Genomic DNA, 13,275 nt, shown 5'->3' with positions numbered 1-13,275 from the left:
CGCGTACGTGACTCAGGACGGCAACGACCACGGCCACGACTACGACGTGGTGGTCATCGGCTCGGGCTTCGGCGGATCGGTGTCCGCCCTGCGGCTGACCGAGAAGGGGTACCGGGTCGGTGTCCTGGAGGCGGGCCGCCGGTTCGCCCCCGGCACGCTCCCGAAGAACTCCTGGGACGTGAAGAACTACCTGTGGGCGCCGAAGCTCGGCATGTACGGCATCCAGCGCATCCACCTGCTCGGCAATGTGATGGTGCTGGCCGGCGCCGGGGTCGGCGGCGGCTCGCTCAACTACGCCAACACCCTGTACGTACCGCCGAAGCCGTTCTTCGAGGACCCCCAGTGGAAGGAGATCGCGGACTGGGAGGAGGAGCTGAAGCCGTACTACGACCAGGCGCGGCGGATGCTCGGTGTGCGGCTCAACAGGACGATGACCCCGGCCGACGTCCATCTGAAGGCGGCCGCGCAGTCCATGGGCATCGGCGACACCTTCCACATGGCGCCGGTCGGCGTGTTCTTCGGCGACGGGGACGACGCCGACGGCCGCGACGAGGTGAAGGCGCGGCCGGGGCAGCAGGTCGAGGACCCGTACTTCGGCGGGGCCGGTCCGGCCCGCAAGGCGTGCACCGAATGCGGTGAGTGCATGACGGGCTGCCGGCACGGCGCGAAGAACACCCTCAACGAGAACTACCTGTACCTCGCCGAGAAGGCGGGCGCGGTCGTCCACCCGATGACGACCGTGGTCTCCGTGACCGACGACTCGCAGGGCGGCTACGCGATCGCGACGCTGCCCACCGACGACCGGAAGGCGTCGGGCCGTGTCTTCAGGGCCCGCCAGGTCGTCGTCGCGGCGGGTACGTACGGGACGCAGACGCTGCTGCACCGCATGAAGGCGAGCGGTCAACTGCCGCACATATCAGCCAGGTTGGGCGAGCTGACCCGTACCAACTCCGAGGCCCTGGTGGGCGCGCAGACCACCGACCGGCGCTACCGCAAGCGGCACGGCGCGGCGAAGGTCGACTTCACCAAGGGTGTCGCGATCACCTCGTCCATCCACCCGGACGCCAACACGCACATCGAGCCGGTCCGCTACGGCAAGGGCTCGAACGCGATGGGCGGCCTGTCCATCCTCCAGGTGCCCTACGCGGAGAGGTCGTCGCGGGTCGCGGGCTGGCTGGTGAACGTGGCGAAGCACCCGAGCCTGATGATGCGCTCCCTCTCCAACCGCCGCTGGTCGGAGCGGACCATCATCGGCCTGGTCATGCAGTCCCTGGACAACTCGCTGACCACGTACCTGAAGCCGGACGGCGTCGGCAAGGGCCTGCTCACCGCGGGGCAGGGCCACGGCGCCCCCAACCCGAAGCAGATCAAGGCGGCCTCGCAGGGCGCCGCCGCCATCGCCGCGGAGATCAACGGCTTCGCGGGGTCGAACGTCGGCGAGCTGATGGGTACCCCGCTGACCGCCCACTTCCTCGGCGGCTGCCCCATCGGCGACAGCGCCGCCACCGGGGTGATCGACCCGTACCACCGGCTCTACGGGCACCCGGGCATCTCCGTCGTGGACGGCGCCGCGGTCTCCGCGAACCTCGGCGTGAACCCGTCCCTGACGATCACGGCGCAGGCCGAGCGCGCGATGTCGTACTGGCCGAACAAGGGCGAGGACGATCCGCGCCCGCGGGCCGGGACGGCGTACGTGCGGCTCGCGCCCGTCGAGCCGAGGAGCCCGGTCGTCCCCGCGGAGGCGTTCGGCGCGCTGAAGCTGCCGTTCCTGGGGATTCCGGCGGTGCCCGCCAAGGAGGGGTAGCCGCGACGAGCGCCGACGGCACGGTTGTCGCACGCGAAGGACCCGCACCCCCCTCCGAGTGCGGGTCCTTCGCGTGCGTGCGTGCGAGGCGCTTACGCCTCGTTGCTCACCTTGCGGCGACGCACGGAGTAGACGACACCGGCACCGGCGACGACGGCGACGCCGCCGACGAGGCCGAGGGTCGGCAGCATCGAGTTGGAGCCGGTCGCGGCCAGTGAGCCCGCGAGCGGGGTGCTGCTGGACTGCGGGGCCGGGGTGTTGCTCGGGCGCGGCGCGCTCGTGGCCGGCGTGATCGTGCCCGGCTTGGTGCCCGCGGCCAGGATCTCGAAGCTGTACTCCTGGTCGTCGGCGACGCTGAAGCCGCAGAGGCCGTCCGTGTTCACGCTCGTGGCGAAGGCGAGCGAGCCGCCGACCCCGGCCGGGGCCTTGGCGTCGGCCTTGATGCGCAGCTTGACATCGGCGTGCTTGCCCGGCGCGATGGCCCCCGCGTCGCCGAACGACAGGGCGTCCTCGGCGTAGACGCTGGTGTCGAGGTCGTGCCAGCCGGCCGCGTCGGAGTACTGGACGTGCAGGTACTTGGCGATGTCCGTGGTGTCCTGGTCGTACGCGTAAGCGAAGGCATACAGGTCCGCGGAGACCGACTCGAAGGCCACGTCCGTCTTGTTCGTGACGCGGAACGTGAAGCCGTGCCAGCCGTCGCCCGCGACGATCTTCGACGGCAGATCGCGCAGCTCGGCGAGGGTGTCGGGGCTCTCCGCGTAGTCCGTGCACTCCTCGTCGTCGCCGGGCTCGTCCGAGTCGGACGGGTCCGGGGAGGACGGGTCCGTCTCGGTGTCGGTCGGGTCCGGCAAGGTCGGGGGCGGCGTCTCGTCCCCGGTCTCCGGCGCCGTGGTGGTGGCGTCCGGGTCCGGCGTGCTGCTGCCGCCTTCCTCGGGGTCCCCGGTCTCCGGCGCGGTGGTCTCGGGGGTGCCCGTCGCGGGCGTCTCCGTGGAGCCGGTCTGCGACGCCGACGGGTCGGGCTCGACAACCGCGCTGGTGGGGCCCGGGGTCCCCGCGGCGAATGCGGCCGGAGCGGAGAGCAGAGCGATCGGGGCTATGGCGGCCGTGGCGGCCGCCGTCACCAGTGCGCGGCGAAGCTTCATCTGGACCTCGATCAGATACGAAGTGGGGGCCTCCGCGGTGGCGGTCGCGGGTGTGGCCGTTGATTCAGAACATGTGACCCGCGATGGGCGGACATGGTTGTCCTGGACCTCACCTGATCTTTATGTGAACTGGATCACTGTGTGTGGGCGCTCAGTGCCAGATCGTTGGCGGCCGTGACGTACACGCGCACGCCCTGGCCGCCGCGTTCGGGGAACAGGTCGGTCTTGTTCCGGTCGACGATGTCGCCGCCGATCCGGCCGAGCGGCACCGGGGCCGGGTCGGGCGTGGCGAAGTGCAGCCGCAGATCCCAGTGGTCGCGCTCGGTCCTGCGCCGCCCGGCCGCCTCCGCGTAGGGCAGCGTGAACTCGAAGCCCTCGTCGCCGACGCGGGTCACCGGCACCGAGAAGTCCTGGGCCTCGCCCGTGCGCGAGACGGCCACCACGCGCGCCCCGTCGAGCGAGGCCCGCGTGGCGTAGAGCCCGGCGCCGATCGTGACGCTCTCCTCGTCCAGCTCGACGCGGACCACCTCGGCGTGCGCGGGGCGCTGCCAGGCGCGCAGCGCGAGGAAGCCGTCGACGGTGGCGTACGGCAGCCAGGCCGCCGCGCCCTCGGGGCCGGTGCGCGGTGCGGCGCCCACCCGCCGGGCGCGCTCGGCGAGGCCGCAGACCAGGCGGACGCGCCGGTCGGTGCCGCGGCGGGCGACGTAGCAGTCCCAGCGGCCCTCGGGGAGGACGTGGTCGTCGGGCGTGAGGGTGACGGCGATCGCGTCGAGGTCCGGTGCGGTGGTGACCTCGGGCAGCGGCACCCGTATCTCCCGCCCCTTGGGGTCCCTGCGCAGGCGGACCACGAAGTCGAGGGAGCCGGGCGGCAGCGTCGCCGCGTCGAACCGGACCGTGCACCCGCCGTCGGCGGTGGCCCGGACGAACGCGACGGGCCTGACCTGCGGGGCGGGCTCGGCGGCCGGCCCGGGCTGCACGACGGGCTCGGCGGCCCTGGTCAGGCGCCACAGCCAGGACCGGCGCCGCGGTTCGCGCACCGGCGCCCGGCGGCGTCCGGCCGACAGCTCCCGGAACAGCTCCTCGTAGCGGCGGGCGACCGTGGCGGGCGCGAAGTCCTGGGCGCGGACGCGCGCCGACTCGCCCAGCCGGTCGCGGAGTTCGTCGTCGGCCATGAGCAGCCCGAGCGCGTCGGCGTACGCCTGGACGCCACCGTCGCCGCCGTCGCCCTCGTCGCGGGGCGGCACCGGCACGAGGAGGCCGTCCTTGCCGTGGGTGATGATCTCGGCGGGTCCGTGCGGGCAGTCCGTGGCGACCACCGGCACCCCGCAGTGCATGGCCTCCACGATGGTCATGCCGAAGGACTCCATGTCGGAGGAGACCGCCGCGATGGCGCCCTTGGCCCACTCGGTCTCGATGGGGGAGACCGGGCCCATCATCAACACCCGCTCGTACAGGCCGAGTCCGTCGATCTGTGCGCGCAGTGCGGCCTTCTGGGGGCCGCGCCCGTACAGCCGCAGCGTCCAGTCGGGGTGGTCGCCCGCGACCTTGGCGAAGGCGTCGACGAGCCGGTCGTAGCGCTTGACGGGGATGAGCCGCCCGGCCGCCACGATCACCCTGGAGTCCCGGGACGAGGGCTGGACGTCGACGGCCCCCACCCCGTTGGGCACGCAGGTGATGGTCGTACGCACCTGGGGCAGCGCGGCGCGGTACTGCGCGGCGTCCGCCTCCGAGACGGTGACGAACGCGTCCAGCTGCCCGATCGCCACGTTCTGGTCGCGGCGCACGTCGTCGGCGTGGCCCGCGAGCGAGAGGTGCTCCTGCCCGATGCGCAGATAGCGGTCGGTGCCGTAGCGGGACAGGTAGCCGTTGAGGATCGGGCGGGTGGCGATGACGACGTCCGCGTCGGTCTCCGCCAGGAAGGCGGCGATGCGCCGGTCGTGCAGCGCGGTGTACCGCAGCCGCCCCTCCTTCGTGCCCTTCTCGTGGAACATCGTGCAGGGCTGTGCGGCCAGTGGCTCGCCGCCCGCGTACGCCGGACTGTCCTCGCGCAGGTCGATCAGGGTGGTCATCCGCACCAGCGGGTCGAAGGGCAGCCCCGTCCGGTCGGCGGTCCGGTGCACGCTCACGACCTCGACATCGTGCCGCGTGGCCAGGGCGCCGGACATGTTGGCGGTGGCGCGGATGGTGCCGCCGATCCCGTACGCGTTGTTGATCAGAAAGACGATCTTCACGTGTGGTCTCCCCTCCAGGAGGCGAGTCACGGCCGACTCGCGCACTGGTTGAGACCTGGGGGGCGGTAAAAGTTGCCCGATGTGTCAGGGGTCACAAGATGAGGCTTATGTTCCGCTTGCGCTTCCGGCGTCGAACTCCGGTGCTCGCCGGCGTGGCGCGGCGGGTGTGGCATGTGCCATGCCTCTGCCGTACAACCATGTCGCCGATCTCCGATCGTTACGCGTGCCGGGCGCAAAGCCCTGGTAAAAGCAGCAGGTCCAAGTTTTGATAGCGGCTCGGTGCGGCCGTATCGGCGGACGTGCTCGTGCACTCATGAGGTGGGGAACGAACGTGAAGTCAGGTCTGGGGCGTCTGCTGGCCGGTGTCTGCGTGACGGCGGCTCTCGCCGCCACGACGGCGTGCTCGGGGGCGGACGACGCGAGTGACGACAAGCCCGCGGCGAAGTCGTCGGCCCCGGCGAAGCCGGCCCTGAAGCCGCTCAGCCAGGCGCAGTTGACGCAGGCCGCGCTCGTCAAGGCGGACCTGAAGGGGTACGCCGTCAGCAAGGTGTCGGACGACGAGATCCCGGACGCGAGCGTGCCCGCGAAGCCGTCCGAGTGCCAGGCGATCGCCGACATGTTCCTGCTCGGCTCCGAGCCGGACGCCACCGCCCGCGTGGCCCGCTCGGTGACCAGCCTCACCGCGACGGACGCCACGGTCGTCCAGCTGGGTCTGCTCGCGCACCAGGAGGCGGACGCCAAGAAGGTGGTCGGCGAACTGCGCACGGCGAGCGAGAAGTGCACCGCGTACGAGCACACCGGCTACAAGTACAGCGGCATCAAGCCCCGCGAGGCCCCCGCGGTGGGTGACGAGGCCGTCTCGTACGCGATGACCGGCGAGGTCGACGGCGAGACGATCCCGATGACGTACGTCATCGTGCGCAGCGGCTCCACCCTCGCCGCCTTCTACGCCATGAACATCGTGGACGCGAAGCAGGCCCAGGTCCCCGCGGAGATCATCGAGGCGCAGATCGACAAGGTGAAGAAGGCCGCCGGCGGCGCGCGCAAGTAGGCGGCGCCCGGGACGGGCGGAGTGGGAGGCCGGCCGGCCCCGGGCGTCCCCGGGGCCGACCGTTCTCTTGGGTGACCGGGCTGCTGTCCCCTGCCGTCCGGTCACTGCACTGGAGCGAGGTCCCACGACGTACGGCATGACCGTGACGTCTCATCGCTCCAGCGGAGCCACGCGTGGTTCGATCGGTCCGCCCCTGGCTGACACGGCCACCGGGACCAACGAAGCCCGCCGCGTCCGGGTCACGCGCCGTACGGGTGAGTGCGGAACCGAACTGGGATCCGGGGCGCGCGGAGGGTCGCTCAGACCCGGCCCCGGCACAGTTCGAGCAGTGTCATCGCGAGCGAGGTGCCGGGCTTGCCGAGCGCGTCCCTGTAGTGGCTCAGCACCTCCATCTCGCGCGACAGGCTCACCCGCCGCCCGCCGGAGGCGAGCCGGGTCTCCTGGACGACGGCGGAGACGGCCATGCGTTCCTGGACGAGACCGATGATGCGGTCGTCGAGGGAGTCGATGCGCTCGCGGGCGTCGGCGATCACGACAGCGGCGTCGGTGACATCGGTGACATCGGCGGCGTGCGCGGCATTGGCGGTGGTCATGGGATCGGGCTCCGGTCTCTGTGTCGGGCGGAGCCCCGGCCGGCAGGTCCGGAAACGGCAGACGCCCCGGGCCTTGTCGGCCCGGGGCGCCTGGGAAGTCGCTTGTCAGTGGCTCAAGCAGCACGACCATGGCATCCGGCGGGCCGGCTGCCATAGGTAAAGACGAAGGTCGTCTGCGAGAACATGCGGCCGAGTGTAGCGCGCCGCGCTTCCCAGCCCTCCGGGCTTCCGGCCTTCCGCCCCTGCGGGGTCCGGCTTTCCAGCCCCTCCGGCGTCTGAGGAGCGGGGTCCGGGGCGGAGCCCCGTGGCCAGCGGACCAGCCCGGCCGAACCGGTAGAATCACCGGTACCCCCCGCTCAGCCGCAGCCGGAAGGCAACCCGTGTCATCAGCTTCCGCTGCCGCCGCCCCCGACACCGTCCTGGTCGTCGACTTCGGTGCGCAGTACGCCCAGCTCATCGCCCGCCGTGTCCGTGAGGCCCGGGTCTACAGCGAGATCGTGCCGAGCACCATGCCCGTCGCGGAGATGCTCGCCAAGAACCCGGCGGCGATCGTCCTCTCCGGCGGCCCCTCGTCGGTCTACGCGGAGGGCGCCCCGCGCCTGGACCGCGCGCTCTTCGAGGCCGGCGTCCCCGTCTTCGGCATGTGCTACGGCTTCCAGCTGATGGCGACGACCCTCGGCGGCACCGTCGACAACACCGGCGCCCGCGAGTACGGCCGTACCCCGCTCGCCGTCTCCAAGGCCGACTCGACGCTCTTCGAGGGCACCCCCGTCGAGCAGCCGGTGTGGATGTCGCACGGCGACGCCTGCTCGGCCGCGCCCGAGGGCTTCACCGTGACCGCCTCCACCGAGGTCGTCCCGGTCGCCGCCTTCGAGAACGACGAGAAGAAGCTGTACGGGGTCCAGTACCACCCCGAGGTGATGCACTCCACGCACGGCCAGCAGGTCCTGGAGCACTTCCTGTACCGGGGCGCGGGTCTGCGGCCCACCTGGACGACGGGCAACGTGATCGAGGAGCAGGTCGCCGCGATCCGCGAGCAGGTCGGCGACAAGCGCGCCATCTGCGGCCTGTCCGGCGGCGTGGACTCCGCGGTCGCGGCCGCGCTGGTCCAGAAGGCCGTCGGCTCCCAGCTGACCTGCGTGTACGTCGACCACGGCCTGATGCGCAAGGGCGAGACCGAGCAGGTCGAGAAGGACTTCGTGGCCGCGACCGGCGCGAACCTCAAGGTCGTCGACGCCAGCGAGCGGTTCCTGAAGGCGCTGGCCGGGGTCTCCGACCCCGAGCAGAAGCGGAAGATCATCGGGCGCGAGTTCATCCGCGTCTTCGAGCAGGCGCAGCTGGAGATCCTCCAGGAGGACGGCCCCGAGGTCGCCTTCCTCGTGCAGGGCACCCTCTACCCGGACGTCGTCGAGTCCGGCGGCGGCACCGGCACCGCCAACATCAAGTCCCACCACAATGTGGGCGGGCTCCCCGACGACATCGAGTTCGAGCTCGTCGAGCCGCTGCGCCAGCTGTTCAAGGACGAGGTCCGCGCGGTCGGCGCCGAGCTGGGCCTGCCCGACGAGATCGTCCAGCGCCAGCCGTTCCCCGGCCCAGGCCTCGGTATCCGGATCGTCGGCGACGTCACCAAGGAGCGCCTGGACCTGCTCCGCGAGGCCGACGCGATCGCCCGCGAGGAGCTCACCGCGGCCGGCCTGGACCGCGAGATCTGGCAGTGCCCGGTCGTGCTCCTCGCCGACGTCCGCTCGGTCGGCGTCCAGGGCGACGGCCGCACCTACGGCCACCCGATCGTGCTGCGCCCGGTCTCGTCCGAGGACGCCATGACGGCGGACTGGACGCGGATGCCGTACGAGGTGCTCGCCAAGATCTCGACGCGGATCACCAACGAGGTCAAGGACGTCAACCGTGTCGTCCTCGACGTGACGAGCAAGCCCCCGGGCACCATCGAGTGGGAGTAGTCCCCACTGCCGTACGTGGACGAGGGCGCCGGTCACCGTGGAGGTGGGCGGCGCCCTCGTCCGCGTAGCGGCACGGGTCACGTCCGCCTGAGCGTGCGGGCGGCCGCGCCCGGCTTCCACACCCGCGCCACCAGATACGTTTCGTCCTCGATGTACGTCCTGGTGACCTCGGCGGGCTCCGTGCGGAACAGATGGAAGTCGTCCGGGTCCGGGACCCGGACCCGGCCGGTGTAGCGGGCGACGGTCGCCGGGTCCTCGACGAGGAACGCCCGGCCGCTGACGCGCACATCGCCGCCGCCCATCGTCGTGCCCTCGCCCGGGTTGGCCTGGAGCGCGAAGCGCGGGTCGCGCAGCAGGTCGCGGGCCTTCACGGAGCCCGGCATCATGCCGAGCCACAACTCGCCGTCCAGGAAACGGACTTCGAGCCCGGAGGTGCGCGGCGAGCCGTCCGTGCGCAGCGTCGCCAGGACGTGGTGGGTGTGCTGGGCGAAGCGGGCCTCGACCGTCCTGGCGAGCTCCGGTTCGGCGGTGGCGAAAGAGGCCCAGTTCGCTGTCATGGACCGAGTCTGGCGCCGATACCCGACACCTTCTGTCGGGTATGCCGGGCTCTTTCGCCGCCCGCACGAGCCTTCCGCCGCATTCTCTTCACAGCGGGGGCCTGTCGCCCTGGAGGCCGCGGAGGTACCTTCCGCTCCATGTCGACGCAGAACCCCGCCCCGATCCCTCCCGACCAGCTGCACTTCGCCATGCCGCCGGTGCACGACAACGCGGCCGACGAGCGCCGGTACCGCAAGGAGCGGCTCGCGGGAGCGCTCCGGATCTTCGGGCGGTTCGGCTACGAGGACGGGGTGTCGGGGCACATCACGGTCCGGGACCCGGAGTTCGAGGACTGCTACTGGGTGAACCCGTTCGGGCTGCCCTTCCGCCACCTCACCGTCGGCGATCTGGTGCTGGCCAACGGCGACGGGCAGGTCGTCCAGGGCCGCCACCACGTCAACCAGGCCGCGTTCACCGTCCACGCCGAGGTGCACAGGGCCCGGCCCGAGCTGGTCGCCGTGGCCCACTGCCACTCCACGTACGGGCGCGCCCTGTCCGCGCTCGGCGAGCTGGTCGAGCCGATCACCCAGGAGGCCTGCGCCTTCTACGAGGACCACGCGCTGCTCGACGAGTACACGGGGGTCTCCGTCGACGCGGGCGAGGGCAAGCGGATCGCCGCCGCGCTCGGGGGCTACAAGGCGCTGGTCCTGCGCAACCACGGGCTGCTCACCGTCGGGGACTCGGTGGACGCGGCGGCCTGGTGGTTCATCGCCCTGGAGCGCTGCTGCCAGGTGCAGCTCGTGGCGCGGGCGGCCGGGCGGCCCGTACTCGTCGACCGCCGCCAGGCCGTCGCGACCCGCGACCGGTCGGGCGGCGACCTCGTCGCGTGGATCAACTACCAGTCCCTGTGGCAGGACATCACGCGCAGCGAACCGGAGCTGCTGGGCTGACGCCGCCCGCCCGCCCGCCCGCCCGTCCGCCCCGCTCCCGCTACCGGAAACCGCGCAGCACGACCCGCTTGGCCATCGTGAACTCGTCGTCCGTGAGCACGCCCTGGCGGTGCAGGTCACCCAGCTCCCGCAGACGGCGCAGGAGCGTGTCGTGGTCCGTGTGGTGCGCGGCGGCCGGCAGGGCCGCGTCGCGGGGCGTGGAGGGGTGGGGCAGCCGGGCGGTGACGGCCGCCGCCACGAGCGCGGTCAGCAGATCCTTGCGGGCGTTGCCCCACAGGTCGAGGGCGTACGGGTCCTTCTCGGGCGGCAGCTTCGCGTGGGCCGAGTCCTTCAGGACGAACCTGAGCACCCCGTCCTCGTAACCGGAGTTGGGCACCCAGTCGACGCCGTCGAGGTCGCCGAGCGCGATGACGCGCGGGCCCGTCGCCCGCTTCACCCGGTCCGAGGTGTCGCTCCAGTCGATCCGCACCCGGCTCCCGTCGAAGGAGACCGTGCCGTCGCTGGAGCGCACGGAGACCGGCACCGCGGGCCCCGGCACGAGGTACGTGTCGGCGGGCCCGTCCGGGAGCTGTTCGAGGAGCAGCGCCCGGCGGATCTCCTCGGCGACGTACTCCGCGACTCCGGAACCGTCCATGTCGACCGCGAGCCGGTAGGGGTCGGCGGCGTCCGGGAGGCGGCCCCCGGTGGCCTGTAACAGCGGGTCGGCCGCCTCGCGCAGGGTCAGGCGGAGCCGGCCGCGCCTGCGCTCGGGTTCGTAGGCGACCCCGGACACGGCCGTGAGCGGCACGCTGATCTCGCCGTACGTCTGCCGCAGCAGGGCCACGCCGCGGTGCAGACCTGGGGTGATGCGGACGGTCGTGCCGTCGAAGGCCCAGGTTCCGTCACGCTGGATGATCTCGGCCATACGGAAATTCTCGCAGTGACGTCAACACACCGGTCACCCGTACGCATAGCGTTCACCGCACGGAGGCGGACCCGTGCGCCGGAGCGTGCGTCGCGTACGGCACAATTCCCTCCCATCACAACGAAGTTGACGTCCAGTTGACGGGTCACGCAGAGGCTGAGGGTGGGGGCGTCGCGGTGGCGATGCAAGAAGCGCGGCAAGGTCAGGGCACGCACGGGGGCGGGTGCACGTGCGGCGACTGCCCGCACGGCGCGCGCGAGGGGCATCGGAGGGCGGTGGCCGCCTTCCTCGCCAAGCGGGACGAGCTGGCGGCCGGGAGCGGTCTGCCGCCGGCGGTCGCGCACTCGGCCGGTGCCTCCCGGCAGTGGATCTCCGACGAACTCACCCAGTCCGCGCAGGCGGTGGCCGCCCGCGGCCGGGAGGAGGGCACGGCCTGGCTCACCGGCCTGTGGCCGCGCACCCTCTGCGTGGTGTGGGGCGGTGTCCTCGCGCTGCTCCTCGTGCAGGCGCTCACCGCGATCGGCGCGGGCTGGAGCGACGCGCGCACGGCCGGACTCGTCGCCGCCGTGGTGCTGGCCGGGCTGCTCACCGGCGCCGCGTCCACGCACCGGACGCGCGGCGGTGTCCTCGCGCCCCTAATCGGCGAGGACAACCGGCTCTCGACGTCCCGCGCGGTGGCCGGCTGCACCGTACTGTTCGCGGTCTACGCGGTGCTCGTGCTCGCCGGTGAACTCGCCTCCGCGTCCGGCCCCGCCGCCCGCGAGACCCTCATCGACGGACTCGAACTGGCGCGCGGAGCAGGCTTGTTGACCGTGCTGGCCGTGGTCTGCGCGGTCGCGGTCCTGGTGCGCCGCGTCGTCGGCCTTCGGGTGCTCGCCCAGCGCCTGCAGAAGGTGACGGCCGCCCGGCCGCGCGCCGCCGACCTGCTCACCGACGACTCCGGGCGCGGCAGCTTCACCGACACGCAGTACGTCGCCGTGTGCGCCGCCGCCCTCGTCTGGGCCGCCGCCCGCCTCGCCCGCCGCCCCGACCAGCTGCCGGACCTGCCGTGGGGGCTCGCCGTCCTGGTGGGGGTGTCCGCGGGGACGTACATCTGCGGCAAGTACGCGGAGGGCGGGCGCCCCGTCGTCCTCTCCGTCGTGCGCGCCCGTGAGGCCGGTGATCTGGACGCGCCGATCCGCACCGGCGACGACATCGAGATCCGCGGCGCCGGGTTCGTGCCGCCCGGCGCGGGCACGGCCGACCAGCTCGCCCGGGTCGCCGTCCGGATCGGCACGGTCCACGTCCATGTGCCGCTCGTGCCCGTCGCCGGCGGCTTCACCAACCCGGCGGACGCGCTGCTCACGGTGACGGTGCCGGTGGATGTCGAGCCGGGCCGGGTCGAGGTGCAGGTGATCACGGCGACGGGGGTCGAGACGAACCGCTGCGCCATCGACGTCGTCGATTGATCCGTGTCCGGGGTGAGCCCGGACGTCGTGTCGTACGTATGGTCGGGTGGTCAACTGATCGAGTAAGGGTGCGGGTGTGAGAGGCGGCGGTTCAGTCATGACGCACGGTATGCGGGCGGACCTGCACGGCGGCTACGCCAGGGGAGGCGGCGGTGGCGGCCGGCGCGACACCGCCCAGCGGTACGCCCTGCTGCCGCTCCGCGTCTTCCTCGGCGTCACCTTCCTCTACGCGGCCCTCGACAAGCTCACCGACGGCGCGTTCTTCCACGCGAGCGGCGCCGGGTCCATCGGGGACCAGATGCGCGCCGTCCGTGACACCTCCGCGATCCCGCAACTCGTCGACCTGGCGCTGAAGTCCCCGACGGGCTTCGGCTACGCGATCGCCTTCGGCGAGCTGGCGGTGGGCATCGGCACGCTGCTCGGCCTGCTGGCGCGGATCGCCGCGCTCGGCGGGGCGCTGATCTCGCTGAGCCTGTGGCTCACCATCAGCTGGGCGGCCGAGCCGTACTACCTCGGCAACGACCTGGCGTACCTGATGGCATGGCTGCCGCTGGTGCTGGCCGGAGCGCCCTACTTGTCCGTGGACACCCTGCTGCGGGGCCGACGGCGGGGCACGGCGCGAGGCTGGTGACCGGACCCCGACGCGGCCGGGCGGCC

General features: G+C 72.3%; 11 protein-coding genes. 6 read left to right on the top strand and 5 right to left on the bottom strand.

The features are described 5' to 3' along the window. Positions 1 to 7 precede the first annotated feature (7 nt). Entirely contained in the window at positions 8 to 1,804 is a 1,797-nt protein-coding gene (locus tag ACZ45E_RS17685) for a GMC family oxidoreductase N-terminal domain-containing protein (protein ID WP_468221776.1), read from the top strand. A gap of 92 nt (positions 1,805 to 1,896) precedes the next feature. Here the strand turns inward: ACZ45E_RS17685 and ACZ45E_RS17680 are convergent, their stop codons facing one another. Then, on the bottom strand, positions 1,897 to 2,946 hold the full coding sequence (locus ACZ45E_RS17680; protein WP_468221774.1) for an LAETG motif-containing sortase-dependent surface protein: 1,050 nt from the start codon (positions 2,944 to 2,946) through the stop codon (positions 1,897 to 1,899). A 134-nt stretch (positions 2,947 to 3,080) separates the two neighbouring features. Beyond that, positions 3,081 to 5,177 (bottom strand): glycosyltransferase, encoded by a 2,097-nt coding sequence (locus ACZ45E_RS17675; RefSeq protein WP_468221773.1) that lies wholly within the window; start codon positions 5,175 to 5,177, stop codon positions 3,081 to 3,083. A 331-nt stretch (positions 5,178 to 5,508) separates the two neighbouring features. Between ACZ45E_RS17675 and ACZ45E_RS17670 the strand changes: the two genes are divergently transcribed. Continuing rightward, the gene (locus tag ACZ45E_RS17670; RefSeq protein ID WP_468221772.1) at positions 5,509 to 6,228 is read left to right on the top strand and encodes a hypothetical protein; all 720 of its coding nucleotides are present in this window, start codon (positions 5,509 to 5,511) and stop codon (positions 6,226 to 6,228) included. Positions 6,229 to 6,527: 299 nt separating this feature from the next. Here the strand turns inward: ACZ45E_RS17670 and ACZ45E_RS17665 are convergent, their stop codons facing one another. Beyond that, positions 6,528 to 6,821, bottom strand: coding sequence for a chorismate mutase (locus tag ACZ45E_RS17665; RefSeq protein WP_468221770.1), 294 nt, complete (start codon positions 6,819 to 6,821; stop codon positions 6,528 to 6,530). Positions 6,822 to 7,201: 380 nt separating this feature from the next. Here ACZ45E_RS17665 and guaA point away from each other — a divergent pair, with 380 nt between their 5' ends. Further along, entirely contained in the window at positions 7,202 to 8,779 is a 1,578-nt protein-coding gene (gene guaA, locus ACZ45E_RS17660; RefSeq protein ID WP_468221769.1) for a glutamine-hydrolyzing GMP synthase, read from the top strand. 77 nt (positions 8,780 to 8,856) lie between these two features. On the opposite strand, the gene ACZ45E_RS17655 is transcribed toward guaA, so the two are convergent. Continuing rightward, the gene (locus tag ACZ45E_RS17655) at positions 8,857 to 9,336 is read right to left on the bottom strand and encodes a pyridoxamine 5'-phosphate oxidase family protein (protein WP_468221767.1); all 480 of its coding nucleotides are present in this window, start codon (positions 9,334 to 9,336) and stop codon (positions 8,857 to 8,859) included. A gap of 138 nt (positions 9,337 to 9,474) precedes the next feature. Here ACZ45E_RS17655 and ACZ45E_RS17650 point away from each other — a divergent pair, with 138 nt between their 5' ends. Next, complete coding sequence (locus tag ACZ45E_RS17650) at positions 9,475 to 10,266, top strand: class II aldolase/adducin family protein (RefSeq protein ID WP_468221765.1); 792 nt, start codon at positions 9,475 to 9,477, stop codon at positions 10,264 to 10,266. Positions 10,267 to 10,306: 40 nt separating this feature from the next. Here ACZ45E_RS17650 and ACZ45E_RS17645 read toward each other — a convergent pair whose 3' ends face one another. Beyond that, positions 10,307 to 11,170, bottom strand: a complete 864-nt coding sequence (locus ACZ45E_RS17645) for a DUF4429 domain-containing protein (RefSeq protein ID WP_468221764.1) — start codon at positions 11,168 to 11,170, stop codon at positions 10,307 to 10,309. Positions 11,171 to 11,346: 176 nt separating this feature from the next. On the opposite strand from ACZ45E_RS17645, the gene ACZ45E_RS17640 reads away from it, so the two are divergent. Together ACZ45E_RS17640 and ACZ45E_RS17635 are read left to right on the top strand one after the other, a co-directional pair. Then, positions 11,347 to 12,618 carry a hypothetical protein gene (locus tag ACZ45E_RS17640; RefSeq protein ID WP_468221762.1) on the top strand — a complete coding sequence of 424 codons (1,272 nt, stop codon included), beginning with the start codon at positions 11,347 to 11,349 and terminating at the stop codon, positions 12,616 to 12,618. Between the two features lie 97 nt (positions 12,619 to 12,715). Then, positions 12,716 to 13,249, top strand: coding sequence for a DoxX family protein (locus ACZ45E_RS17635; protein WP_468221761.1), 534 nt, complete (start codon positions 12,716 to 12,718; stop codon positions 13,247 to 13,249). The last annotated feature ends 26 nt before the right edge of the window (positions 13,250 to 13,275 follow it).

It is taken from the genome of Streptomyces sp. NPDC030991 (assembly GCF_055571235.1).
This window is presented reverse-complemented; position numbering and strand designations above follow the sequence as displayed.